The following is a 24840-nucleotide window of genomic DNA, read 5'->3' as shown; positions in this document are numbered from 1 at the left end:
GGCTAACTCTATCGAGAGGGGACGGCCATGCCGTTCGGTGTGTTGCAGGAGATGCCCGGCGTCAGCGAGGCGGAATACCGGCAGGTGGAACGACACCTCGGACCGGACCGACCGCCGGGCCTCCTCGCCCATGTCGCCGGGCCGACAGAGGACGGCTGGCGGATCATCAACGTCTGGCAGGACGAAGCGGCATTCCGCCGGTTCCAGTCCGAACGGCTGGTCCGGGCTGCCGGCTTGGCGGCACAGGAGGACGGCTTCGACCCGACGAAGGCGGCTCACTTCCGCTCAATGAGCGTCGACGGCACCGAGATGCCGTTCTGATGACCGACACCGCCAGCCTGCGGGCCCGCGGCGCCGCTTTCTGGGCGGGAGCGGCACCTGGCTGGATTCGCCACGCCGATCGGCAGGACGAGACCGGTCGACCGCTGGGCGCGGCGGCCATGGATCGATTGGCCGCACGACCCGCCGAACGAATCCTCGATGTGGGCTGCGGCTGCGGCGGCACCACGGCCGAGATCGCCGCCGCAGTCGGCGGGACCGGCGCGGCGATCGGTGTCGACATCGACGAGACGATGGTGACCGCCGCTCAACGCCGGTTCCCCACCGACGGATACCCGGGCATCCAGTTCCACGTGGCCGACATCGAGACTCTCGATGTCGTGCCTGGTGCCCCGTTCGACGCGGCGTTCTCACGAATGACCCTGATGTTGTTGGCGGACCCGGTTGCCGGCTGCCGCACGATCCGGCGATCACTGCGCCCGGGAGGGCGCCTCGCCGCGACTGTCTTCCGCGACAGCGGCGTCAACCCGTGGCTGTCCGCGGCGATGCTCGGCGCCGCACCGCATCTCGGACCGTTACCACCGTTGCCGGTCGGTGACGAGGCCGGTCCGTTCGCGTTCGCCGACCCGGCGCGGGTCGCCCGGATCCTCAGCACCGCCGGCTTCACCGCCGTCACGATCACACCGTGCGATGTCGCAGTGGAAACTCCGGACGACGCCGACGCGGTGGCCGAATGGCTTATCGAGGTCGGCCCGGCCGGTGCCGCGTACCGGACGGCTTCGCCGGCTGGTCAGGCTTCGGCCCGGGCGGGGGTCACCCGACTGCTCGGCCGGTTCCGGGAGCCTGGCGTCGGCTACCGGCTGCCCAGCGGTCTCTGGCTCGTCACCGCGAACGCCGCCGGAACCCCTACCCACCACGAACCCCGTGAGGACAAGATCCAATGAGTACGTTCCGACCGCTCGCACCGGCCCTCTGCCTCGTACTCGCCCTGACGGCGTGCACCGAGGCCGAGGCGCCCCAGCCCGCTGCGGCGCCAGACACGACAGGATCGACCAGCGCGGCCGGATCCGCTCCGGCCGGCGGCTCCCCGGTGTCGGCGAAGGAAGTGTGCAACTACCTGGACGGCCAGGTGCCGACGCTCAAGGGGATCGGGTCCGAAACGGGCGCAATGGCGAACCTGACAGTGAACCTCTATTCCTGGTACGAGAAGCAGGGCCCGGTGCCCAACGGCCGTGAGATCGACGACCAGACCCGCAAGGAATGCCCGGCGACCCGGACCGAGGTGCTGAAACTCGCCGGCATGGAGAGCTTCGAGCGGCTGTAGCCGCGAGGTGGGATCAGCCCGGGTCTACCGGTACGCGGCGCACGGCTGGCCGTCGACGTCGGGTGTCGTGACTTTGATGACGTGGCCGATCGGCACCCGTTGCTCGCGCGGCATGCCGAGAGCAGTGAAACGAACTGACTGCGTGTCGAACCAGAACGCCGCGCAGGGACCGCTCACCTGCGCCCCCTCGGGAAACCGCAGTGTCACCCAGAGGAAAACCTGGTCGTCCGGGCGTAGGTCGATCGGCTGGAACGGAACCGCATGGAAACCGGTGATGCCCTGGCGAGTGACATCTGGTTCCATTCGAACCCGATCAACGGAGTACTCAAGACCGCCTTGATCGACAACTCCTTCCAGCGTGACGGTCACCAGTCCTCGGTTGCCAATGCTGAAGCCATATTCGATGGTTCGGCCGGGCTGGGCGAGGTAGCGGTACTCCCTGATGTCCCCGGCGGAAGAATCCGAAAACGACTGCGGGTGTGCCCAGGAGTTCCCCGGCCCTAACTCGTATCGCAGGGTCACCGTGAGGTACGCAGCGGACAGCAGGAGCAGGACAACAACGACGACGACGGAGATCCTGCCCCGACGTCCGATGCGGCGGGCGGCGGGCGGCGGCATGGCTGGCAGCGTAGGGCGTGGCAGCCAAGGCCGTCACTGCCTGAGCTGCTTCTCGAACCAGTGGTGGGCGTAGCGCTCGGTGTTGTACGCCTCGATCTCCCGGTAACCGGTCGCCCGGTACAGGGCGATCGCCTCGGTGAGGTTGCGGTTGGTGTCCAACCGGACCGCTGTCGCGCCGCGCTCGGCGGCGTACCGTTCCAGCTCACCCAGCAGCCGCCGCCCGACGCCGAGCCCGCGTACGGTGTCGGCCACCCACACGCGTTTGATCTCGGCGGGCGCGTCGGGGTGGAGTTTGACAGCGCCGCAGCCGATCGGTTCGCCGTTCAGGGTGGCGAGCAGGAGCACCCCGTTGGGCGGGACGAGCGCGTCGTCGTGGACCGGGTTGCTCAGTGCGGGGTCGAAGCCGTCGTCGAATCGTCGAGCGATGTCGCGGGCGTAGGCCCGCAGGCACGCGCGGGCTCGCCTGTCACTCGGCGGGCACGGCTCGATGACGACCATCGAGCCGACGAGCAGCCGTTCGACATCGGCCATGGCGGTGACGAGTCGTTCGCGACCGTGTTCGGTGAGTGGTTCGAGGATCGAGGCGGCGAGATCGTCCGACCGCTGGTCGAGGTCGGCCCACTGGGTCCGGCCGGCGTCGGTGAGGGTGGCGACGCGGACCCGGCCGTCGCCGCCGGTCTGGTCGGCCGGTCCGACAGCGATGAGGCCGTCGTTCTCCAGGGCGCGCAGGAGCCGGCTGAGGTGTCCGGAGTCCAGGCCGAGCCGGGCCCGCAGCGCGGCGACCTCGGCACCGGCGGGGCCGATCTCCCAGAGCAGCCGCGCCTGCCCCAGGGGGCGTCCCTGGGCCATGTACTCGTCGTCGAGCGCACCCACCCGTTGGGTGACAGTCCTGTTGAACCGCCGCACGGCGGCGATGAGGGCCGAGTCCATATACCTGACTTTAGTCAGGCTTATTGGCTACGCACCAGATCGGTGGCGGTAGGAACCGATGCCGGCGTGATCCAGGACGACCACCGCGAGCGCCACCCCGGTGGCGACCGCGCTGACCGCCAACAGCGGCAACCGCAGCACGGCCGCCGCACCGGCCAGCACGAACAGGGCGGCGACCCGGGGCCAGGAGAGTCGCCGGTGGATCGCCGCCGAGAAGAGGATCCGCCCGACGAGGAACAGCGTCGGGCCGCTCAGAATGACCACGACGGCTGTCGTGTCACCGGTCCGCAGGGGGTGGGCGATGCTCAACTCGGCGCCGACGGCGGTGACCACCAACCCGGCGATCATCACCAGGTGCAGGTAGCCGGTGATCACGCCGAGCCGGGCCGGGTCGGCGCGCTCGATGGCCGGGCCGAGGCGCTGGCCGGCGGGCGTGACATAGAGCAGACCGATCAGCACAGCGATGGTGAAGACCAGCAGAAACGCGACGGTCTGTGGGAAGTGGAGGTCGGTGCCGGCGTACGACAGGCCGGCGACCAGAACGAGTTCGCCGAGCGCAATGATCATGATCTGCTGGTACCGCTCGGCGAAATGCTCACCGGCGAGGTGCAGCTCCTCCCGTCTGGTCCGGCCCATCCCCGGCGTGGGCCAGCCGAGCCGGGGACCGATGAGGTCGAGGGCGAGGGCGAGCAGCCACAGCGGCACCCGCCACTGCGGCAGCAACCCGCCGGCGAGCCACGGTACGGCCGAGACGCTGAACCAGCACAGGATCCGCAGCGTCCGGATCTGCCGCGGATGACCGCGCAGCCCGACGGCGGTGACCACGCCCCGGGCGATGTGCACCGAGACGTACGCGCCGGCGAAGAGCAGCCCCCGCCCGTCCAACGCCTGCGGGATCGCCACCCCGGCCAGCAGGGCGCCCAGCGCGGCGCCCACCAGCAGCCACCGCACCGCCGGGCTCTCCGGGTCGTACCAGTCGGCGAACCAGGTGGTGGGCACCCAGATCCACCAGACCCCCGCCAACAGCAGGGCGGTGTGCAGCGCGCCGACCATGCTGAGGTCGTGCAACAGGTGGGCGGCCAGCTGACTGAGCGCGAGCACGAACGCCAGATCGAAGAACAGCTCCAGGAACGACGCGCTCAGCGGCGAGTCGCCGCCCCGCAGCAGCCGCTCGGGTCTGTTCGCCATCGGCGCTCCTCCCGCTGGCGCACGCCCTGCGTCCGTCGTACCACCCGAGACCGTCCACCGGAGGCGAAAGCGCTGTCAGCGGCGGACCGCGGCGACGACCCGCTGACCCCTCGTGTCGTTGATCCGGCTGCGCCCATGGTCACCACTGGCCACGGTGGGGGCACCGACTCAACGAGGAGGGACGCCGATGACCGCTCAGCGCGAGACAGTGCAGGTCGACCACGACCTGTTCCGCGCCGTGTACGACTCGCCCGCATCACTGCCCGGCCGACACCGCTGGACCACCCCCGAGTCGGACGTCCGGCGGCTGGAGAAACTGCTCGGCATGCCGGCGCGCAGCATCGGCGCCCCGCTCTGGGTCAGCGGCGACGAACCCGACTGCCCGAAGTGCCGTCGGCGGATCACCTGGTACGACATCGTCTCGTCGGCGCTCTCCGGCCTGCACGACAAGGCCATGATCGCCACGGTCATCCTGGGCGAGCGCAAGTACGTCAACACCGAGATCCCGGATGCCATCGCCGGGGTGCGCTGCTCCGACTGTCACACAGCCATCGACGGTCTGCGCAGCTTCAAATGCCACAACTGGGCGTACGCCTTCGAGGCGCTGGAGGCCGTCCGCGAGCGGATGACCGGCGGTCCCGCCCCGACCTGAGCCAACGCCGCGCCGACCTGGGACGAAGCCGTGGCGGGCCGGAGCCGACGCTGCGGCCGGTCGGGGCGGCTCAGTCGGCTGAGCGGCGGGTGGGGCGGCGGCCGGGCGGGGAGGGCGGCTCCGGGCCGGGGTCGGGCACCGGCGGCATCGGCCGGCTGACCGGTTCGGCACCGGTGAGCCGCAGCGACTCGCCGTGGTGCCACAGCTCGACCTCGGCATCCGCGGCGGCGTCGGGCAGCTCGTAGCGGGCCTCGGCTGGAGTCAACGTGACCCGCAACCGGTGACCGCGCCAGCGCAGGCTGAACGCCAGCCGGTCGATCCGGCCCGGCAGCCGGGGGTCGAAGGAGAGCACCTCCCGGTCGTCGCGCAGCCCACCGAAGCCCTGCACCAGCGCCAGCCACGCGCCGGCCAGCGAGGCCAGGTGCAGCCCGTCGGCGGTCTTGTCGCCCAGGTCGGCCAGGTCCTGAAGGACCGACTCGGCGAACAGGTCGTACGCCAGATCCAGGTGCCCGACCTCGGCGGCCAGCACGGCCTGCGGGGCCGCCGACAGCGACGAGTCGCGGACCGTCCGAGCCTGGTAGTAGGCCAGGTTGCGGGCCTTCTCGTCGGCGGTGAACTCACCGGGGCAGAGCTGCATGGCCAGCACCAGATCGGCCTGCTTCACCACCTGCTTGCGGTACAGCTCCAGGTACGGGAAGTGCAGCAGCAGCGGGTAGTCGTCGTCACCGGTGTTCGCGAACTCCCACTCGGGCTGTTCGGTGAAGCCGGCGGCCTGCTGGTGCACCCCGCGCTCACTGTCGTAGGGGACGGCCATCGCGTTGGCGGCAGCCCGCCAGCCCGCCACCTCGTCACGGTCCACGCCGAGCCGGCCGGCCAGCTCGGGATGTCCCTCGGCGGCGTCCGCCGCGCCGCGCAGATTGCGCTTCGCCATCAGGTTGGTGAAAACGTTGTCGTCGACCAGTGCCGCGTACTCGTCCGGGCCGGTCACCCCGTGCAGGTGGAAGTCGCCCTCGTCCGACCAGTGGCCGAAGCCGTGCCAGAGCCGGGCGGTCTCCACCAGCAGTTCCAGACCCGCCTCGGCCAGGAACAGCTGGTCGTCGGTGGCCGCCACGTAGCGCAACACCGCGTCGGCGATGTCGGCGTTGACGTGCAGCGCCGCAGTGCCCGCCGGCCAGTAGCCGGAGCATTCCCGGCCGCCGATGGTGCGCCACGGGAAGGTCGCGCCGCTCAACCGCAGTTCGGCCGCCCGCTCCCGCGCCTCGGGCAGGTGAGCGTGCCGCCACCTCAACGCCGAGCGGGCCACCGCCGGGGCCAGGTAGGTGAGTACCGGAAGGACGTAACTCTCGGTGTCCCAGAGGACGTGCCCGTCGTAGCCGTTGCCGGTCAACCCCTTGGCCGAGATGGTCCGGTCGGAGTCCGGGCGACCGGCCTGGATCAGGTGGAACATCGCGAACCGGACTGCCTGCTGAAGCTCCGGATCGCCGTCGAGCCGCACGTCGGCGACCTGCCACGCCGCGTCCAGTGCGGCGCGCTGGTCGGTGAGCAGGGCGTCGAAGCCGTCCGCGCGCGCCGCGTCCGCCTCGGCGGCGACCAGGGCTGCCAACTCGTCGGCGGGCGTCGCGTCGAGAGTCGCCCACTCGTAGGCGGCGAACTTCGTCAGCCGCAACCGCTCCCCCGGGTGCAGGCGACCCGCCACGGTCAGCCGTACCCGGTCGGGCGTGCAGTCACCGCTGGTCGTCACAGTGCCCGGGCCCTCCAGCAGGTGACTGACCGCGACAGCGACGCGCTGGCCGCTGCGCTCGGTGCGGTGCACCAGCACGCCGTCGAGGCCTGTCGCACGGTACGTCTCGGCGGTCAGCGGGTCGGTGGGCACCGAGGCGGCCCGAGGGTCGTCCGAACGCTGCGGCACCTTCTCGTTGGCCAGCAGGTCCGAGCAGACCCGCAGCTCGACGGCGGTGTCCAACGGCTCGACCTCGTACCGGACGGCGGCCACCGGGCGACGCGGCAGGGACACCAACCGGGTGCTGCGGATGCGGACGCCCCGCCCGGCCGGTGAAATCCACTCGGTCTCCCGGCGCAGCACGCCGGTACGCAGGTCGAGCACCCGTTCATGGCTGCGCAGCGTCCCGGTCCGGAGATCCAGCGGCTCGTCGTCGACCCAGAGCCGGATCAGTGCGGCGTTCGGTGCGCTGATGACTGTGTCGCTGGCCTGCGGAAACGCGTACCCCTCCTCGGGATAGCTCAGCTCACGCCGCTCGTGGAAGCCACTGACGTAGCTGCCTGGCATTCCGCACGGGGCACCCTCGTCGAGCACCCCACGCCAGCCGATCCACCCGTTGCCCAACGCGAAGATCGACTCGGTCTCGCCGAGTCGGTCCACGTCGGCCGCCGTGCGCCGGATCCGCCAGGTCTCGTCATCCGCAGTGGGGGCGCTGGACCGCTGTTGATCGGTGGCCGAACCGGTCTGCACAAGGCCTCCTGTCGATGTCCACGTCCTGGGGCAGCCAATCAGAGCCCGCTGTGCGAATCCTGGACGAAGGTCTGACAGACCACCTGACCTTCGACAGCAGCGATGCCCTCTGGCGCGTTCCTAGGGTGTCCCCAAGGTGAACAGGGTATGAACGTGAAGTGAGGTGATGCATGGTCGACAACGGCAGCATTGACGTTCCGGAGATCAGCGCCGAGTGGTACAGCGACGTCGTCGACGCCGCCGCCGGCAGCCCAGAGCCGGTGCAGTGGTTCGTCGGACACGCCACCGAGGGGGTGATCCTGCTACTCGGCGCGCTGCTGGTGATGGCCGCGCTGAGCCGCCGGTCCGGCGGCCCGCACGACCGGGCACTCGCCCTGATCGCGCCGGTGCCGACCGTTCTGGCGTACGTGGGCAGCGAGTTCCTCAAGACCGTGGTGGACGAGGATCGCCCCTGCCGGACGATCGGTCGGGAGATCATCGCGGGCGTCTGCCCACCGCCGGGCGACTGGTCGTTCCCCAGCAACCACGCCACCATCGCCGGTGCGCTGGCGGTCACCACGTTGCTGCTCTCCCGCCGACTCGGCCTGGTCGCGCTCCCCCTGGCGGCGCTCGCCGCCTTCTCCCGGGTCTTCGTGGGCGTGCACTACCCGCACGACGTGATCGCTGGCGTGCTGCTCGGCGCGCTGGTCGCCGTGGTGCTCACCCCGTTGCTGGCCCGCCCGACCAGCGAGGTGCTCCGCCGCCGGGCCAACCGTCCCGACGGCCCGGTCCCCAAACTGGCCAGCCGCTCCCGCCCCTGATCAGCCGCGCGGCGGGTCAGGTCGTCAGCAGGAGGGCGGCCGTTGTGCCGAGCAGCAGGAACGGGCCGAACGGCAGGTGGGTGCTCCAGTTCGCGCGGCGGGTGGCCAGCAGGCCCAGACTCACCAGGGCGGAGAGCCCGAAGGTGAGCACCAGCCCGAACAGCAGCACCGGCCAGCCGTACCAGCCGAGCAGCGCGCCGACGCTGAGCGCCATCTTGGCGTCGCCCAGCCCGAAGCCGCGGCGGCCGAGCAGCACCGCGGTGCTGGCGAAGAAGAACGCCAGCCCGGCGCCGCCGATGACGGCTCGCAGCCAGTGCCCCGGGTCGGCGTCGAGCGCGGCCACGCCGAGCAGCAGCCAGGTCCCGGCCGCCGCAGGCACTGTGAGCCGGTCCGGCAAGCGGTGCACGGCCAGGTCGACGATGATCGCCGGGATGGTCCAGCCCAGCCACCAGATCAGCGCCGGCAGCGCCCCGCCCGGCGGGCCGGCGAGCGCCAGCAGCACCGCCGCCGCGAGCACCACCAGTTCGACGGTGGCCGGCGGTGGGCCGACCCGGGCGCCGCACTGACCGCACCGGGCTGCCGGGCCGAGCGCCGGCCAGGGGTGGGTCAGGCCGACCGGCGCGCCGCAGGCGTCGCAGCCGCTCCGGCTGGGCAGACCCGGGGGTACGGCGTAGCGCAGCGCGGCCAACCGCATCAGCGGGCTGATCGCGAGGATCGCGAACACTGTCGAGAGCCGGGTGCGTGCTGCCGGACTCCGATCGGGTGGGTCTTCCCGACCGGGGATGGCCTCCGGGGGGCCGGTCAGCGCCATGTCGCCTCCGTTGCGGCCAACTGGCCCCCCGCGATGATGAACACGGATCGTGATTGAACGCTCGCAGCGGTGTAGCGGATGGCGCAGAAAGCGACGTGCCGACCGGAGCCTGCGAGCCTGCTTTCAACCACTTCCGAGTCAGGCGTGCCGCTGGGCGAGGCGGCCCGCCGACACTGTGCCGACGTCGGTCGAATGCCGGGATGAGACCGCGATGTCCCACTCCCGCGACCGGTGGCGCGACTCCGGTTAACCCATTCGGCCCGGCGGTACCCCACAGATAACGACAGTTCGCTCGCCCATTGCCCGGGGCGCAGTGCGGACACCCGCCACCACCACCTGTCATCACGCTGAGTGTTCGCTTGAATTGCCTCTGTTGCATCGGCGAGCGTCAGCCTATGCTCGCCCCTTGGGTGTGACGCAAGCCTCACCTTCACCATCGGACGACAACAGGACCCCGAATTTGTAAAAGATCCGTAACGGTGAATGCAGAAGCGCAATGAACGGCTCCGGATGTGCTGATCCGGGCGCGCTTCCGCATGCCCGACGGCGGTGAACCGTCACCGCCCCGGGCGACCACGAGGAGGCTCGACGGTGCGCGGACGGCAGCTCAGAAGAGCGGCGATCTGCCTGCTGGTGGGCGTGGCGGCGATGCCGGTCACCGCCTGCGCCAGCGGACGGGAGGCTGTCGAACGGCCGACGGAAGTCCGCGACAACGGACCCCGGACCGATTCCGACGTCGACCGGCGCGCTGCCGAAAAGGCAGCACTTGACGCGTACTCCGGGTATCTCGCGGCCTCGCGCACGGCGGGCCTGCGCAGTGATCCGCGTTCGCCGGAACTGTCCCGGTTCCTTGGTGATCCACTTTTGACTCGGGTCCGGGTGTCCATTCGCGAGGCCAAGGAGCACGGCGCCATGCGTACCGGGACGATCAAGTCCGACCCGACCATTACCGCTGTCAGCCTGGACGCGAAGCCGGCAACGGTGGAGATCCAGGACTGCCTGGACACGACCGGCTACCGGCTGGTCTACGCCAAGGACAAACGCTCGGTCCCGGGCAGCGGTGGCGGCAGACACCTCTCCACCGCCACCGCCACCCGCTATCCCGACGGCCGCTGGCTGATCAACTACGGCGCGACCCACCGGGACCAGCCGTGTTGAGCGGGACCGCGACAATCCGACGGGCGCTCGCCGGGCTCGGCCTCACGCTCCTGCTGGTAGTCGGTGCGGCCCCGCTCGCCGCCGCCGCCCTACGGGCCGACCCGGGGGCGGGCTGCCCACCCGACCAACCCGACTGCAGCGTCTGGGACGACGAGCCCGGCAATCCCGGTGACCCTGGGGGCGGTGGAGACAACGGTGGAGGCGGGGACGACGGCGGCGGTGGCGGCGGTGGCGTCTGCCAGTGGAACGGGCGGACCATCCCCTGCTACGACGAGGACCTGGGCTGGTTCAACAACAGCGACGGGTGCTACTACAAGCTGACCGAGGGTTCGGTCACGCCCCCCGAGGGTCAGCAGTGGTACCTGCAAACCTGCAACGGCGGCGACCTGGGTGCCCAGGACACGGTGTTGCTGGCCGATCCGCCGGCCGGCTTCGGCGCACCACCGGACCCGGAGGAGCTGGCCCGTCGCGCCCTGGCGAAGATCAGCCTGCTGCCGGCCCGACTGAAGGTCGCCCCCCGCAAGGACATCGGTCCGGGCCTGGTCGGCCTGCCCGTGTGGATGTGGGCAACCGCAGGAAAGAACTACTTCGGCCCGCTGTACGCCGACGAGTCCGACAGAGGGTTGACCGTCTACATCGAAGCGAAGGTCGACCGGATCGTCTGGGACATGGGCAACGGCGAGAAGGAAACCTGCTACAGCGCCGGCACCGAGTACAAGGCCACTGGCACGCGGGCGGGTGCCACCTCGCCGGACTGCGGCTACGACGAGGGCTACCCGAAGGCAGACACCTACGACGTCACCGCCACCACGCACTGGAAGGTGAGCTGGTGGACCAACAGCGACGCCACAAGGCGGGTGATCCCGCAGACCCGGAGAAGCGGCATCGTGCAGATCAGGATCAACGAACTTCAGGTGGTCACCAGATGAGCCTCGCGACGCGCAACGGGACCCCGTCGGTGGACGCACCCGTCAACCCACCCACAGTGGTCCGCCAACGCCGGGTCCGTCCCGGGCTGCTCGGTCTCGCCGTCCTCCTGATCGCCCTGGGCGGGCTGGGCGCGGCCTTCGCGGTCACCTCGGTACGGGCTACCGGCAGCTATCTGGCGGTGGCCCGACCGGTGGAGGTGGGCCGGGAAATCAGCGCAGCGGACCTGGTCACAGTGCAGGTCGCTGGCGGCCAGGGGCTGCGCCCGGTGCCCGCCGCACGACTCGACGAGGTGGTCGGCAAACGAGCCGCCGTCGCGCTGCTTCCGGGCACGCTGCTCACCCTGGGACAGGTCACCGACGACCCGCTGCTCGGCCCCGGCCAGCAGCAGATCGCGCTCGGCCTGAAGACCGCCCAGGTGCCGGCCCGCGAACTGCACCCCGGCGACAAGGTTCTGCTGGTCAGCACTCCGGACAATGACGCCGACGGAGACAAGGCCGCCGCCGGCACCCGGTTCACGGCCACCGTCATCGACATGGTCAGCCCGGCCAACGACGACAAGGTCCTGTACCTGGCGCTGCTCACCCGTGACGTGCCGGCGGTGGTGGCGCTCGCCGCGCAGCAACGGCTCGCCGTCGTCCTGACCGAGGCGGCCTGAGCATGGCGATCATCGCGCTGGTGTCCGCGAAGGGTTCGCCCGGCGTCACCACCTCGGCGCTGGCCTGCGCGCTGGCCTGGCACCGGCGGCTGGTGGTCGCCGAATGTGACCCGGCCGGCGGCTCGATCCTCGCCGGATATCTCGGCGGCCAACTGGACGGCCCACGCGGCATCGGAGAGCTGGCCGTCGGGGAGTTGCGCGACGGCAACCTGGAAACCGCGTTCTGGTCCCAGTTGGTCGACCTGGACGCACCCCGTCGGGAACGGCTGCTGCTGCCCGGCCTCGTCGACCCGGCCCAGAGCGGCAGCGTCACCCCGCTCTGGCAGCGCTTCGCCGACTACTTCGACGCCCTCGACCGCGGCACCCCCGGCTACGACGTCCTTGTCGACTGTGGTCGGCTGCACGTGACCGGGCCTCCATGGCCGGTGCTGCGGGCCGCCTCAGTGGTGCTGTTGGTGACCCGGGCGAACCTGCCGGACCTCTCCGGCACCCGCGCGGTGGTCACCGCGATCGAACGGGACCTCGCCGAACACCGGGTGCCCCCGGGCACCCTGCGGCTGCTGCTGGTCGGTGACGGGCACGGGCGGGCCGAGATCAGCCGCGCCCTGAAACTGCCGGTCATCGCACGGCTGCCGCACGATCCGCGTACCGCAGGGGTGCTCGCCCTGGGCGGAACCGTGCGGGCCGGTCGGCCGCTGATGCGCGCGGCGGCCGCGCTGGAGGTCCCGATCGGGGCGCTGCTGGAACGGCGACGGGCCCGGTTGGCGTGGCCCGTGCAGCAGGTGGTGCCGGATGCGGTTTGAGCCGGTCTCCACCGACCCGCGTCAGCAGCCACCGGCAGTGACCTCCACCGCGCCGCCCCTGGCCGTCCCGAACGGCCGGCACCACCAGTCCGGGCCGCAGCCGCAGCCCACGCCCGCGGCGACCCCGCCGCCGGAGTCGCCGCCCCGGGCCCGGATGGACTTCCAGGTCGTCCGGGAGCTGCGCCGGGAACTCACCGAACGGCTCACCCTCTGGCAGCGCGGCCGGGAGTTCACCGTCGACGAGGAGGACACCGAGCGGGCCCGACTCGCCGTCACTGTGGTCGCCGCGTACGCGGACTCGGTGCGCCGGGCCGGCACACCGATGGCCGCCGGCGACGAACGCCTGCTGCTCGACCAGGTGACCGCCGAGCTGGTCGGGCTCGGCCGGCTACAGACGCTGCTTGTCGACGACACCATCGAGGAGGTGCACATCCTCGGCTGCGACCAGGTGCGCATCACCCGGCACGGCGGCGGGGTGGACTGGGCCGAGCCGATCGCCGACAGCGACGCCGAGCTGGTGGAGATCCTCCAGGCGGCGGCCCGTCGGGCCGGCGCTACCGAGCGGTCCCTCTCCACTGTGAAGCCCACCCTCGACCTGCAACTGCCCGACGGCAGCCGGCTGGCCGCTGTGTTCCTGGTCAGCCACCGCCCGTACGCGGTGATCCGCAAGCACAACACACTGGATGTGAGCCTCGACGACCTGGCGGGCGCCCGGGGCGACCTGGACGAGATGATCGATCCGCTGTTGCGCGACTTCCTGCGCGCGGCGATGCGCGCCGGTCTGAACATCATGGTCGCCGGGTTGGCCGGCGCCGGGAAGACCACCGTCATCCGGGCGCTGATGAACGAGATCCCGCAGGATGAGCCGTACGTGCTGCTGGAGGAGAGTCGGGAGCTGCTCCCGGCCCGCCGCCGGGAGCGGCACCGGGCGGTGATGAGCTTCGAGGCGCGGGAGGGTCACGGCGAGCGCGGCTTCGACGGCCGCCCAGCCGGCGAGGTGACCATCGCCGACCTGATCCCGCTGTCGCTGCGGATGGGCGTCCTGCGGATCATCGTGGGCGAGGTGCGGTCCCGGGAGATCGTGCCGATGCTCCAGGCGATGACCACCAGCCGGGGGTCGATGTGCACCATCCACGCCCGTACCGCCGCCGGTGTGGGTGAACGGATCGTCGAGCTGGCCCTGGCGCACGGCCGTGAGATGACAGTCGACCAGGCCCGTCGGATGGCCGGCAACGCGCTCGACCTGATCGTCTACGTCACCATCGAGGACGAGACCGCGATCGGTGGGCGGAAACACCGGTTCGTGTCGCACGTGGAGGAGGTGATCGGGGCCGGCGAAGCCGGTCGGATCACCACCACCACTGTCTTCGGGCCGGGCCCGGACGGTCGTGCGGTCCCCCGGCACCTGCCGGAGCGGGTCCGCGACCAGTTGCTGAGGGTGGGTTACGACGCGCGGCTGCTGACCCGGTGGGTTGAGGCCGGTGCCGGTGCCTGGCGGCGGCCTCGGCAGACCCGACTGGCCCGGCGGTGACCTGATGCTCGACAGCCTGGAGTTGATCGCGGTGGTCTCCGGCGCCGCCTGTGTGGCCGGGCTGCTGCTGGCAGTGGTCGCCCTGGTCGGCACCCGTCGACCCCCCGGGCCGCAGCCGGGCAGCGGGCCGGGGCTGAGCCGACTGTGGCGCGGGCCGGGCAGCACTCCGGCCGAGCAGCGCGGCTATCAGGCGCTGCTGGTCGCCGCGCTGGTCGCCGGCGCGTTGGCGTTCCTGCTGACCGGGCTGCCGGTGGTGGGCCTGCTGGTGGCGGTGGCGGTGCCCGGCACCCCGTGGCTGTTCGGGGTGGGCAAGGCCGAACAGCGGGCGATCGCCCGGATCGAGGCCGTCGGCGAGTGGACCCGCCGACTCAAGGACGTCTCCGGCACCGGGCAGGGCCTCCAGCAGTCGATCATCGGGACCATCGGCAGCGTGCCACCAGGCGTCGAGGACGAGGTACGGCTGCTCGCCGCCCGCCTCCAGGCCGGCTGGATGGCCCGCTCCGCACTGCTGGCGTTCGCCGACGAGATCGCCGACCCGGTCTGCGACCAGGTGGTCGCGGCGCTGATCCTGCACCTGTCGGACCGGGGTGAGCGGCTTGGTGACGTGCTCGGTTCGATCGCCGGCGCGGCGTCAGCGGAGGTGGCGACCCGTCGGGAGATCGAGGCCAAGCGCACCCAGCCCCGGTTCGCTGTCCGCTTCCTCACCGGGATGACGCTGGCAACCCTGGCGTACGGGCTGATCAACACCGAGTACATCAGGCCGTACGGCACACCTGTGGGTCAGCTGGTGATGGCCGCCCTCGGCGCCGCCTTCATCGGCCTGCTGGCCTGGGTGCGGTCGATGAGCCAGCCGCAGCGGCCGGCCCGGTTCCTGCCGGCGCCCAACCCCGCCGAGGTGATCGCGTGAGCGCGGGCAGCGCAGCGCCGCGGGGCCCCGCTGTCGCGAGCGAAAGGCGGCTCGCATGATCGTGAACTGGCAGTTCGCCCTCGCTGTCTGCGGTGGCGCCGGGATCGGTCTGGGTGTGTTCCTGGTGATCCGGGAGCTGGTGCCGGCGACACCGGCGCTCGGGCCGGCGCTGCGTCGACTGCATCAGCCGCCGGGCACTGGCCGGGTGTCCACGCCCGCATCCCGGCGACTCGACTGGCTGACCGGGATGTCCCGCTGGTTGCGGCCTCCACAGATGCAGCTCGCCCTGATCGATCAGACCTCCGAGCAGTACGCGCTGTCGGTGCTGCTCTCCGCGCTGATCGGGTTGGCCACGCCGACAGTGCTCGGGGCGGCGCTCTGGGTGCTCGGCGTCTCATTCCCGCTGGTCGTGCCGGTGCTGGGCAGCCTCGGCCTGGCGCTGCTGGGCGGCCTGCTGGCGCACCGCGCCGTGCTGACCAAGGCCGACGCCGCCCGGGACGAATTCCGCCAGGCCGTCTGCACCTACCTCGATCTGGTGGCGTTGCAGCTCTCGGCGGCGCACGGGCCGGTGCAGTCGCTGGAGCGGGCCGCGGCTGTCTGCGACGGCTGGGTGTTCGACCGGCTTCAGGAGTCGCTGCGGATCGCCCAGATGCAGATGCACGCGCCCTGGGACGAGCTGCGCGACCTCGCCGACAAGATCGGCATTCCGGAGCTGGGCGACGTCGGCGCGATCATGCGCTCCTCCGGCAGCGAGGGAGCGCAGGTGCACGAGACGCTGCGCAGCCGGGCCGACTCGCTGCGCGACCAGATCCGCACCGACAACCTTGGCCGCGCCGAGGCAGTGACCAGCAAGCTCGACATTCCGGGCGCGCTGCTCGTCTTCGTGCTGCTCGGATTCGTCCTCTATCCGTTCATCGCCCGTGTCTGACCCCGCCCCTTGAAGGAGAACGCCATGTCCATCCTCAGCTACCTGCACGTCGCGCTGACGACGCGCCTGGCCGAGCTGCGCCGCGACGGCGAGCGCGGCGACAGCCCGGTGCCCACCGCGGTGATCATCGCCGGTCTGGTCGCCGTCGCCATGGCCGTCACCGCGCTGGCCCTGGCCAAGGCCAACAACTGGATGACCGGCATCCCGGACCACACCAACCCGAAGTAGCCGGGATGCGTCGAGCCGCGTACCCGAGATGGTGTCGAGCGGTCAACGCCGCTCGGCACCGCCTCGCGGCCGGCGACCGCGAGCGGGGTGCCAACCCGGTGGAACTCGCCGTGATGATGCCGCTGATCCTGGTGCTGCTCTTCGCCTCGATCCAGGTCGCGGCGGTCTTCCTCGCCCGCTCCACGGCGTTGAACGCCGCGCAGAGTGGCGTCAACGCGCAGCGGACGTACCAGGCGAGTAACGGCGCCGGGGTGGACAGCGCCTCCCGCTTCCTGAGGGCCGCCGGCGGTTGGCTGGTGGGCTGGGACAGGGCCGGCCCGACCTGCGTGACCACCGCGACGGACGTGACCTGCACTGTCAGCGGCAGGTCCCTGTCAGTGGTGCCGGGCGTGGACTTCGCGATACAGCAGACCGCCCACGGAACGGTGGAGAGGGTGACCCCGCCATGACCCGTACCGCCGAGCGGGGCTCGGTCTCCATCGAGGTGGCTGTCCTCGCGCCCGCGTTCATCGCGCTGATGGTGCTGGCAGGTGTGGTCGGACGCACAGCGGTTGCCGCTGAGGCGCTCGACGCGGCAGCGCACGACGCCGCCCGGGCCGCCTCGATCTCCCGGGATTCCGGCACCGCCCGGAAGGAGGCGGTGGAGGCCGCCCAGGCCCAGCTGGACTGGCACGGCCTGGCCTGCGTCAACGACCTGGACCCGGCATTCACCGGCAGGTCGCCCGACAACCCGTCCAGCTTCGACAAGGCCTTCAGCAGCGAGGTCGGTACGAACGCCACTGTGACGGTGAGGCTCAAGTGCGTGGTGTCCTTCCGGGACATCACACTCGACATCCTGCCCGGGATGACGAGCGAGAAGGAGATCTCGGCGCAGTTCACCTCCCCGCTTGACCGTTACCGGAGCCGGCAATGACTGCCACCACGTCGGCTGCCGGTCCCTCGCGGGCAGGTGAGCACGGCCGGGTGAGCATCTTCCTCGCGGTGACGATGGTCGGCGTACTGGCCATCATCGGTCTCTCCTTCGACGCCGCCGGTCAGCTCCGCACCCTGCAACACGCCCAGAACCTGGCCTCCGAGGCGGCCCGGGCCGGTGGTCAGGCCATCGACAGGGCCACCGCCATCGAGGGCGGACCGAAGCGGATCAACGAGCCGGAGGCGCGCGATGCGGTAGCCAACTACCTGTCCGTCGTGAACACCGCCGGCCACACAGTGAACTTCCCCGAGGTCGACGGGGAGACCCTGATCCGGGTGACCGTTTCCATCACCTACCACCGCTCGATGATCGGACCGTTCATCCAGGAGAAGGCGGTCACCGTCACCGGCGAGGCCACAGCGCGTGCCATCACCGCAACACCGTAGGAAGGAAGGCAGCCATGCCCGTATCGGGTGGGTCCGTCGTACGGCGGACCGGACGGATCCTCACCGGCATCGGCGCACTGGCAGTGCTTCTGGCGCTGCTGGTCGGCGCGCCGATCGCGCTGCTCGCCTTCGCGGGTAACCCGCTGCCCGATCACCTCCCCACGATCAGCGAGGTGGGCACCGCGCTGACCAGCCGGGACGACGGTCAGCTCTTTTTGCGGGCGTTGGCGGTGGCCGGTTGGTTCGGCTGGGCCACGTTCGCCTTCTCCGTCCTCGTCGAACTGGGCGCCCAGACCCTGCGCCGGCCGGCACCGAAGCTGCCCGGGATGGGCCGCCAGCAGAAGGCCGCCGCCGCGCTGCTCGGCTCGATCGCGCTGATCCTGGTCGCCAGCCCGGCCGCCGCCAGCGCCGCGGCGGTCTACGGAACTCCGGTGTACGCGAGTCCGAGCACAACGGCCGCCACCACAGTGGCCGCGCCGCCCCGAGCCGCGACGACGCCGGACACGGCCGCGCCGGTGTACCGGGTGGCGCGGGGCGACTACCTCGGGGAGGTGGCCGAGCGGTACCTGGACGAGTTCGGCGACTACCGACAGCTCGCCAAGCTGAACAAGCTCGACGACCCGGACCGGATCCGCCCCGGCCAACTGCTCCGACTGCCCACGGAGGCCGCCGACCAGGGCGCCCGGCAGCACGCCACCGGTCGGATCGTCGACCGGCCCGCAGCGCCCAAGCCGCCCGCGCCCCGGCCGGCGCCCGAGCGGGCCGCACCGCCGCGGGTGGCACCGGCACCACCCAGCGGTACGGAGTCAGCGGGCCAACCACCAGCGATGACTGTCGGCGCAGCCCGGGTCGGTGCCGCCGATCGGGTGAACCGCCCGCTGGCGGTCTCCGCCGTACTGGCGGTGGCGAGCATCGTCGGCGCCCAGATCGGCGCAGTCCTGGGGCTGCGCCGCCGCCCAGCGACTGCCGGGGCGGCGCCCCGACTGGCCGCGTCCTCCCGCACATCCCGGGGCGGCGCGGGCCAGCGGGGCAGTCGTGGGGCGGCCGGAAGCGGTGCCGCCTGGGCTGCCAGCCGGGCGGCTGCGGCCATCGAAGCCCCGGCGGCGCGGCAAGGCGGCGCGGCACCGAGCGAGAACGGCTTTGGACCTCGCGGCGGCCGGATGACACCTACCGGCAGTGCTGTCGCACCTACCGGCGGTGCTGTCGCACCTACCGGCGGTGCTGTGCCGCCTGCCGGCAGCGGAATGGCGTTCCCCGGCAGCACGGCCTTCCCCGGCAGCGGGATGGCTCTCTCCGGCGGCACGGCACCCCACGGCGGCGGACTGACGGCCGCCGGCGCTGAGGGCTGGAGTGGTGACGAGGGCTGGGCCGGTGCTGGTGACGAGGGCGGGCTGTTCGGCGGCGGGCACGGCCTGGACTCCGTGCCCGACGGTCCGCCGGTCGGCCGACACCGACGCACCTGAGCGGCAGGGCAAGTGCGCCCGGGGCGAGGTGCCCGGAGAGCGTGATGCCGCTGAGGCATCTTGATGACTCAGCGGCATCATCGTCATGGGCAACATTGCCCCGGAGGAGGGAGAGGGTCAGGGCAGGCGGGTCTGGAGTACGCCGTTCTGGATCCGGGTGGGCAGGATCTGCTGGTCGTTGCCGGACGGCCCCTGCACGACCTCGCCGCCGTTGAGCCGGAAGGCGCTGCCGTGCCACGGGCAGACCACGCAGGCGTGGCCGTCGATCTCCTGCACCTCGCCCTCGCCGAGGGGCCCGCTCTGGTGCGGGCAGCGCTCCAACATCACGGTCACCTCGTCACCGTGCCGGTAGAGGATCACCGAGATGTCGTCGTCCACCTCTCGGGTGATCAGGGTGCGTTGCGGCAGCGTCGCCATGTCGGCTAGCGAGTGCCAGCCATCGGTCATCCGGTGCAGCTCGGAAACGCTCTGGTTGACCTGCGCCCCCTGCTTGTACGCCAGATGACCCCCGATGTACGCGCCGAGGCTCACCGTGGAGAGTCCGAGGAAGCCGAGGGCGCGACCCATTCCGTGCCGGCCGGACAGCCGGGCGGCCAACGAGCCGGCGTAGAGCGTCATGCCGACGGTGTTGGCAGCGGCGTGCACCAGGCCGACCCGGCGCTGGTCGCGGGCGAGTGCCGCCCAGTCGTTCAGACCGGCGACCGCCGCAGGCAGCGCGCTGACGGTGCCCAGACCGACCAGCACGGTGGCGGGCCGGCGCTGCCCGGGCATGAGGTCCAGCACCGCGGCGCTGATCCACGCGCCGACCGGCACCTGCACCATCGCCGGGTGCAGCGGATGCCCGAGGGTCACCCCGTGCAGCAGGTCACGCAGCCGGCGTGGACGCAGCGTCCCCAGGACGACCTTCTGCAACCGGTCACCCGCGCGGTCCAGCCGGGAGTCCTGCTCAACTTTCGTCAAAAGTGCTCGCACGCGTACCGACTTCCCGGCGTTCGCCGTCCCAAACCGGTCGTCGACGACAAACCTGCCGCACCACCCACGCCGCCGATCTTGCAGTTTCTGCTCACATAATCCGGGGCACAAGCCGCGAACCGGCAACCACAAGTGCAAGATCGACGGGGATTGTGGGGGTGGGGCCTGGCCGGCATGCTGGCGGGATGGGTGTGCGGGTGGAGCGGGTTGGGGCGGTCACCACAGTTGTGCTGGATCGGGTGGACGCTCGGAACGCCGTGGACGGTCCTACGGCTCGGGCGCTGGCGGACGCGTTTCGGGCCTTCGACGCCGACCCGGATGCGGCGGTGGCCGTGCTCTGGGGCGCGGGTGGGACGTTCTGCGCCGGCGCAGACCTCAAGGCGATCGGCACACCGAGCGGCAACCGGGTCGAGCCGGAGGGGGACGGTCCGATGGGTCCGACCCGGATGACGCTCAGCAAGCCCGTGATCGCGGCGATCTCCGGGTACGCGGTGGCGGGCGGGCTCGAACTGGCGCTCTGGTGTGACCTGCGGGTCGCCGAGTCCGACGCGACACTCGGGGTGTTCTGCCGCCGCTGGGGAGTGCCGCTGATCGACGGTGGGACCGTCCGGCTGCCCCGGTTGATCGGCGAGAGCCGGGCCATGGACCTGATCCTCACCGGCCGCCCGGTGCCGGCCGACGAGGCGTACACGATGGGGTTGGTCAATCGGTTGGTGCCACCTGGCCAGGCGCGGGCCGCAGCCGAGGAGTTGGCGGCGGCGATCGCCCGGCATCCGCAGACCTGCCTGCGCAACGACCGGGCGGCGCTGCTGGCCGGCGCGGGACGGCCCGAGCCGGAGGCGCTGGCGGCCGAGTTGGCGTACGGGATGGACTCGCTGGCCACGGACGCGGCTGCCGGCGCGGCCCGGTTCGCCGCGGGCGAGGGCAGACACGGCGCGACGCCGCCGGGAGGGGTGCACCCCCCGGCGGCGTCGGCTACCGGCCAGCTCAGTTGCGGTTGATGGTGAAGGTTGTCGTGGGGTTCTGGATGTCCACGGCGTTGTTGCTCAACCGGAGGTTGTTGAAGGTGACGGACCCGACGGCCGGCCCCTGCCCGGCCTCCGGCATCGGGTTCGCCCAGATGGCGAAGCCGGACTTCGCGTCGTAGGCGTCCCCGCTCTTGCGGGCACCGCTGATCGAGACGTTCGTGAAGACCGTGTCGGTGATCGGGTTCTGCGGCTGCCCACCGACGTAGTTGGTCTGGAACATGATGCCGCTGTAGGTCGGATCGATGATGTCGACGTCGCTGACCCGGATGCCCTGGAACACCTTCGAGGCGGAGAAGACCCAGATCGCCGGGAAGGTCTGCCCACCCCAGAAGTGACCACCGGCCCGCACGATCGAGATGTTCTCGAACCGGGTCGGCGGGTTGGCGCCGAAGCCGTTCATCGGGTAGCCGAAGTCGAGCGAGCTGATGGTGATGCCCGAGTAGACCAGGGTGTCCGCGATGTAGATGTTGCGGAACGTGTTGCCGTAGCCGCCGTACACGGCGACACCGGCGGCCCGCCAGGTAAGGGTTGAGGTCAGGTTCTCGTAGATGTTGTCCTTCATGTCGGCGCCGCCCGCATCGATGGCCGAGAACAGCGCGAAGCTGTCGTCACCGGTGGCCCGGGCGTCGTTGTTGCTGACCAGGTTGTTGGTGCTCCCGTTCGTCATGTTGATGCCGTCGGCGAACATGTTCCGGATTCGGGAGTTCTTGATCGTCATGTAGTCGGTGTTCGCGCCCCAGTAGAGGCACACCATGTGCTCGTTCCAGATGTTGTCGATCACGATGTTCGACACGTTGGCGAAGTCGAACACCTTGCCCGGACCGTCGATCCGTGAGGTGTAGTTGCCGAAGTAGGCGAAGTTCTTGAAGGAGGAGTTCGCCGCGGAGTTCTCAGCCCGGAAGCCGATGTCGGTGTTGTCCTGGCCCGACGGGGCGTTGAACCGGGTGTACCAGGGACCGGCGCCGGTCACCTGGACGGCCTTGCCGTACACCTGGAACTTCGACGAGGTGGAGTAGTTACCGGCCGGCAGGTACACCCCGATCAGGTTGCCGGTGGTGTCCATCCGCACCCGGTCCAGGGCGTTCTGCACGTCCTGGTGGGTGAAGCCGGTCGGCGTGGTGTAGCGCGCCGGGTCCGGGTTGGCGATCGGCGCCACCTGCTCGGTGTTGATGAAGTCGATGGCGTACGTGGTGCTGTTGGCCGGGTCCTTCTGCAGACGGATCTTGCTGCCGGCCGGGACCGTGGAGTTGAGCATGACGTTGGCTTCGTCGTAGATGTGCCGCGGTCCGCCAGCGCTCGGCGAGTTGCCCGGGCTGGCCTCGTTGCCGTAGAGCCAGGCGTACCGGGACGTCAGGTCGATGGCCTTGTGGAAGGTGCCGTTGACGTAGACGTTGATTGTCGAGTTGATCCCACCGCCGCCCGGTGCGTCCGGGATGGAGAAGCGGGTGACCAGCGTGTTGGTGCTGGCCCGGGTGGTGAACTCGACATAGCTGCCCGTCGAGTTGAGGGTCACCGCCCGCCGACCGGACGCCTCGCCGGCCAGGTCACCGATCTCCCGGTTCGGTCCGACGACGCTGGCGCCGCCGCCGATCACACCGTCCTCGGCCTCGTACATGTCGTACGGCATGTTGGCGCCGCGACCGACGAAGAGGGGCCGGTCACTGGTGTTGTTGGCCTGCTTCACCGGCAGCTCGTTGCCGTCCACGGCGAGCACCACCCGGACGGTGTACTTGCCGTTCGCGGCGGTCCAGGTGCCCAGGCTGATCGGGCCGACAGTGGCGCCTGCGTTGATCACGCCGGAGTACGAGCCGGTCAGGGTACGGACCGCGGTGCCGGACTCGTTGAGCACTGTCAGGGTGATGCCGTGCGCACCGGACGCGGAAGCCTGGTTGCCGGCGTTGCGGATGGACACGGAGAAGGTCACCGTGTTGCCCGCCGACGGGTTGCCCGGCGACCAGGCGACCGCCGAGGCGACCAGGTCGGAGCTGGCGACCGCAGCGACGACCAGCGGGCTGGGGTTGGTGTAGCTGTTGTTTGTGTCGTCCTGCTCGACGACGGTGTTCGACTCGTCGACCTTGGCGCTGAGCGGGTAGCTGCCCGAGTCCCGGGTGCCGATGCTGGCGCTGACAGTGGTCGAGGCGCCGGCCGCGAGACCGCCGACCGAAGCCGTGCCCACCCGGGTGGAGCCCAGGTAGAAGTTGACGTTCGTCGCGCCAGAAGCCGCCGAGCCCGCGTTACGAACCGTCGCGGAGAGCGTGATGGTGCTGGTCTCCACCGGTGCGGACGGGCTGAACGACATGCCGGTGACGGTCAGGTCCGGGTTCGGCGCCGGAGTTCCGAAGACCTGGAACTCGGCCACCTGACCGGCCGGAGCACCGGTGTTCGAGGCGATCGAGAGCCGTACGTCGGCCGCCGCGCCGGAGACCGGGATGGTCACCGTGTTGCCGCTGTTCGGGTTGAAGCTGTAGTTCGCCGCGCCGACCAGTGTGGTGAAGCTCGACGAGCCCTGGTCCCGGCCGAGCACCGTGATGTTCTGGGTACGCGCACCCCACGCCGAGTCCGGGTTGAGCTTCACGACGACCTGGCTGAGGCTGGCGTTCGCGCCGAGCTGCACTGTCAGGGTGCTCGGGTTGCCGTTGCCCTCCCAGTAGGTGGCCACGTTGTTGTCGTTGGCGTTGGTGGCCACGAACGTGTGCACGAACCCGGAGGCGCTGATCGGCTTGCCGATCGCCAGGTTGGAACCGGTCGGCGGGTTGCCGGTGCCGGTCCGGGTCACCGTGTTGCTGTTCGCCGACTGGTTGCCGGCCGCGTCCTTGGCCCGCACGTAGTACGAGACCGTGGCGCTGTCCGCCTGGCTGTCGGTGTAGGTGAGCGTCGAGCCGTTGACGCTGCCCCGCAGCGCGCCGTTGGCGTAGACGTCGTAGCCGGTCACCCCGACGTTGTCGGTGGACGCCGACCAGGTGAGCCGGATCTGTCCGCTGGCCGGCTGGGTGTAGGCCAGGTTGCCCGGCACGCTGGGTGCCTGGGTGTCGGTGCTGCCGGTGGCGCCGTACACCTCGACCTCGGAGAGCTGCGCGGCCGGCCAACCGGTGTTGCCGGTGACCTGCACGCGTACGTAGCGGGTGCTGGCGGCGGTGAAGCTGACGGTCGCGGTGTTGCCGCTGCTCGGGTTGAAGGTGTAGCCGGCGGACGCCTTCAGGGTGGTGAAGGACGAGCCGTTGGTCGAACCCAACACCGACAGCGTCTGCGTACGGGTCTGCCAGTCCGCCGCGGGTGGCAGCTTGAGCACCACCCGGTCCACGCTGACAGTGGCGCCCAGGTCCGCCTGGATCCACTGCGGGAACGCGTTGTTGGCGCTCTCCCAGTAGGTCGACGCGTTGCCGTCGTTGGCGTTGCCCGCCACGTAGTTCTGGTTGTAGCTGCTGGCGGTCATGGTGGCGGAGAGCCCGGCGAGCATCGCCGCGCGGGAGGCGACTGCGGACGGGTCGGCCGCCGGTGCCGCGCTCGCCATGGGGGTGACGACCGGGGCGGTGGCGAGGAGCATCCCGGCGAGCGCGCCGGCGAGCATGCGACGGCGGCCCGTGCGGGCGGTGCGGGGGACGGTGGTGGGCGCGCCGGTTTGCGGCGTGCCTCGTCTGGTGCCGGTCCTGGACATGGGGTCGCTACACCTCTTTCGGGGGTGGGTGTGGGTGCGTTGCCCGGTGACGGGTGCACTGGTACGCCCGTCGTTCCGCGACAGGTGGGGGACGGTGCGGGTTGGGGACGGGGTCGGACGGCCGGCGCGGCGCTGCGCCGGGGGTGCCCCC

24 protein-coding genes and 1 pseudogene are annotated in these 24840 nt (G+C 71.0%); 18 read left to right on the top strand and 7 right to left on the bottom strand.

The genetic code is table 11. The features are described from left to right. Positions 1-27 precede the first annotated feature (27 nt). From AB0K35_RS11380 to AB0K35_RS11370, 3 genes are read left to right on the top strand one after another with little or no spacing between them, the layout of a single operon-like run. Positions 28-321 carry a hypothetical protein gene (locus tag AB0K35_RS11380; protein ID WP_210784198.1) on the top strand — a complete coding sequence of 98 codons (294 nt, stop codon included), beginning with the start codon at positions 28-30 and terminating at the stop codon, positions 319-321. Then, positions 321-1223 carry a methyltransferase domain-containing protein gene (locus tag AB0K35_RS11375; RefSeq protein ID WP_363884989.1) on the top strand — a complete coding sequence of 301 codons (903 nt, stop codon included), beginning with the start codon at positions 321-323 and terminating at the stop codon, positions 1221-1223. The genes AB0K35_RS11380 and AB0K35_RS11375 overlap by 1 nt, the downstream gene beginning before the upstream one ends. Then, positions 1220-1603: a hypothetical protein gene (locus AB0K35_RS11370; protein ID WP_238672813.1), complete on the top strand. Its 384-nt coding sequence runs from the start codon at positions 1220-1222 to the stop codon at positions 1601-1603. Before AB0K35_RS11375 ends, AB0K35_RS11370 begins: the two co-directional genes overlap by 4 nt. A 24-nt stretch (positions 1604-1627) precedes the next feature. Here the strand turns inward: AB0K35_RS11370 and AB0K35_RS11365 are convergent, their stop codons facing one another. Genes AB0K35_RS11365 through AB0K35_RS11355 form a run of 3 tightly spaced genes read right to left on the bottom strand, consistent with a single transcriptional unit; the run spans position 1628 to position 4339 of the window. Continuing rightward, on the bottom strand, positions 1628-2221 hold the full coding sequence (locus AB0K35_RS11365; RefSeq protein WP_363884987.1) for a hypothetical protein: 594 nt from the start codon (positions 2219-2221) through the stop codon (positions 1628-1630). A 33-nt stretch (positions 2222-2254) separates the two neighbouring features. Continuing rightward, the gene (locus AB0K35_RS11360; protein WP_363884985.1) at positions 2255-3151 is read right to left on the bottom strand and encodes a helix-turn-helix domain-containing GNAT family N-acetyltransferase; all 897 of its coding nucleotides are present in this window, start codon (positions 3149-3151) and stop codon (positions 2255-2257) included. Positions 3152-3178: 27 nt separating this feature from the next. Further along, positions 3179-4339 (bottom strand): low temperature requirement protein A, encoded by a 1161-nt coding sequence (locus AB0K35_RS11355; protein WP_238672811.1) that lies wholly within the window; start codon positions 4337-4339, stop codon positions 3179-3181. Between the two features lie 187 nt (positions 4340-4526). Between AB0K35_RS11355 and AB0K35_RS11350 the strand changes: the two genes are divergently transcribed. After that, positions 4527-4991, top strand: coding sequence for a hypothetical protein (locus AB0K35_RS11350; protein ID WP_238672810.1), 465 nt, complete (start codon positions 4527-4529; stop codon positions 4989-4991). Positions 4992-5061: 70 nt separating this feature from the next. Here AB0K35_RS11350 and AB0K35_RS11345 read toward each other — a convergent pair whose 3' ends face one another. Continuing rightward, on the bottom strand, positions 5062-7461 hold the full coding sequence (locus tag AB0K35_RS11345; RefSeq protein ID WP_363884982.1) for a glycosyl hydrolase family 65 protein: 2400 nt from the start codon (positions 7459-7461) through the stop codon (positions 5062-5064). 170 nt (positions 7462-7631) lie between these two features. Here AB0K35_RS11345 and AB0K35_RS11340 point away from each other — a divergent pair, with 170 nt between their 5' ends. Beyond that, positions 7632-8261: a phosphatase PAP2 family protein gene (locus AB0K35_RS11340; RefSeq protein WP_238672808.1), complete on the top strand. Its 630-nt coding sequence runs from the start codon at positions 7632-7634 to the stop codon at positions 8259-8261. A 16-nt stretch (positions 8262-8277) separates the two neighbouring features. On the opposite strand, the gene AB0K35_RS11335 is transcribed toward AB0K35_RS11340, so the two are convergent. Next, on the bottom strand, positions 8278-8955 hold the full coding sequence (locus AB0K35_RS11335) for an A24 family peptidase (RefSeq protein WP_238672886.1): 678 nt from the start codon (positions 8953-8955) through the stop codon (positions 8278-8280). Between the two features lie 708 nt (positions 8956-9663). On the opposite strand from AB0K35_RS11335, the gene AB0K35_RS11330 reads away from it, so the two are divergent. From AB0K35_RS11330 to AB0K35_RS11275, 12 genes and pseudogenes are all read left to right on the top strand, one after another. Continuing rightward, a complete protein-coding gene (locus AB0K35_RS11330) occupies positions 9664-10230 on the top strand; it encodes a hypothetical protein (RefSeq protein ID WP_238672807.1) in 567 nt (188 codons plus the stop codon). A 53-nt stretch (positions 10231-10283) separates the two neighbouring features. Then, the gene (locus tag AB0K35_RS11325) at positions 10284-11159 is read left to right on the top strand and encodes a hypothetical protein (RefSeq protein WP_238672885.1); all 876 of its coding nucleotides are present in this window, start codon (positions 10284-10286) and stop codon (positions 11157-11159) included. Then, positions 11156-11815, top strand: coding sequence for an SAF domain-containing protein (locus tag AB0K35_RS11320; RefSeq protein WP_238672806.1), 660 nt, complete (start codon positions 11156-11158; stop codon positions 11813-11815). The genes AB0K35_RS11325 and AB0K35_RS11320 overlap by 4 nt, the downstream gene beginning before the upstream one ends. A 2-nt stretch (positions 11816-11817) precedes the next feature. Further along, positions 11818-12618, top strand: coding sequence for a ParA family protein (locus AB0K35_RS11315; protein WP_363884979.1), 801 nt, complete (start codon positions 11818-11820; stop codon positions 12616-12618). Beyond that, on the top strand, positions 12608-14149 hold the full coding sequence (locus AB0K35_RS11310) for an ATPase, T2SS/T4P/T4SS family (RefSeq protein WP_238672804.1): 1542 nt from the start codon (positions 12608-12610) through the stop codon (positions 14147-14149). Before AB0K35_RS11315 ends, AB0K35_RS11310 begins: the two co-directional genes overlap by 11 nt. Before the next feature lie 4 nt (positions 14150-14153). After that, a complete protein-coding gene (locus AB0K35_RS11305; RefSeq protein WP_238672803.1) occupies positions 14154-15056 on the top strand; it encodes a type II secretion system F family protein in 903 nt (300 codons plus the stop codon). Positions 15057-15111: 55 nt separating this feature from the next. Next, positions 15112-15984, top strand: a complete 873-nt coding sequence (locus AB0K35_RS11300; protein ID WP_238672802.1) for a type II secretion system F family protein — start codon at positions 15112-15114, stop codon at positions 15982-15984. 24 nt (positions 15985-16008) lie between these two features. Next, positions 16009-16212 carry a hypothetical protein gene (locus AB0K35_RS11295; RefSeq protein WP_238672801.1) on the top strand — a complete coding sequence of 68 codons (204 nt, stop codon included), beginning with the start codon at positions 16009-16011 and terminating at the stop codon, positions 16210-16212. 5 nt (positions 16213-16217) lie between these two features. Continuing rightward, complete coding sequence (locus tag AB0K35_RS11290) at positions 16218-16661, top strand: TadE family protein (RefSeq protein ID WP_238672800.1); 444 nt, start codon at positions 16218-16220, stop codon at positions 16659-16661. Beyond that, positions 16658-17125, top strand: a complete 468-nt coding sequence (locus AB0K35_RS11285; RefSeq protein WP_238672799.1) for a TadE/TadG family type IV pilus assembly protein — start codon at positions 16658-16660, stop codon at positions 17123-17125. Before AB0K35_RS11290 ends, AB0K35_RS11285 begins: the two co-directional genes overlap by 4 nt. Then, positions 17122-17571: a pilus assembly protein TadG-related protein gene (locus tag AB0K35_RS11280; protein ID WP_238672798.1), complete on the top strand. Its 450-nt coding sequence runs from the start codon at positions 17122-17124 to the stop codon at positions 17569-17571. The genes AB0K35_RS11285 and AB0K35_RS11280 overlap by 4 nt, the downstream gene beginning before the upstream one ends. 14 nt (positions 17572-17585) lie before the next feature. Beyond that, positions 17586-18536 (top strand): annotated as a pseudogene (locus tag AB0K35_RS11275) (LysM domain-containing protein); the annotation flags it as partial. A 615-nt stretch (positions 18537-19151) separates the two neighbouring features. On the opposite strand, the gene AB0K35_RS11270 reads toward AB0K35_RS11275, so the two are convergent. After that, positions 19152-20006, bottom strand: coding sequence for a Rieske 2Fe-2S domain-containing protein (locus tag AB0K35_RS11270; RefSeq protein ID WP_328651462.1), 855 nt, complete (start codon positions 20004-20006; stop codon positions 19152-19154). 185 nt (positions 20007-20191) lie between these two features. Here AB0K35_RS11270 and AB0K35_RS11265 point away from each other — a divergent pair, with 185 nt between their 5' ends. Further along, the gene (locus tag AB0K35_RS11265; RefSeq protein ID WP_238672796.1) at positions 20192-21007 is read left to right on the top strand and encodes a crotonase/enoyl-CoA hydratase family protein; all 816 of its coding nucleotides are present in this window, start codon (positions 20192-20194) and stop codon (positions 21005-21007) included. Here the strand turns inward: AB0K35_RS11265 and AB0K35_RS11260 are convergent. Further along, positions 20994-24689 (bottom strand): discoidin domain-containing protein, encoded by a 3696-nt coding sequence (locus AB0K35_RS11260; RefSeq protein WP_363884974.1) that lies wholly within the window; start codon positions 24687-24689, stop codon positions 20994-20996. The genes AB0K35_RS11265 and AB0K35_RS11260 overlap by 14 nt on opposite strands. Positions 24690-24840: the final 151 nt, after the last annotated feature.

The sequence above is a fragment of the Micromonospora sp. NPDC053740 genome (assembly GCF_040677775.1).
In the GTDB taxonomy this organism is placed as follows: Bacteria; Actinomycetota; Actinomycetes; order Mycobacteriales; family Micromonosporaceae; genus Micromonospora; species Micromonospora alfalfae.
The sequence above is the reverse complement of the archived record's forward strand: the minus strand, read 5'-3'. Positions and strand labels throughout refer to the sequence as shown.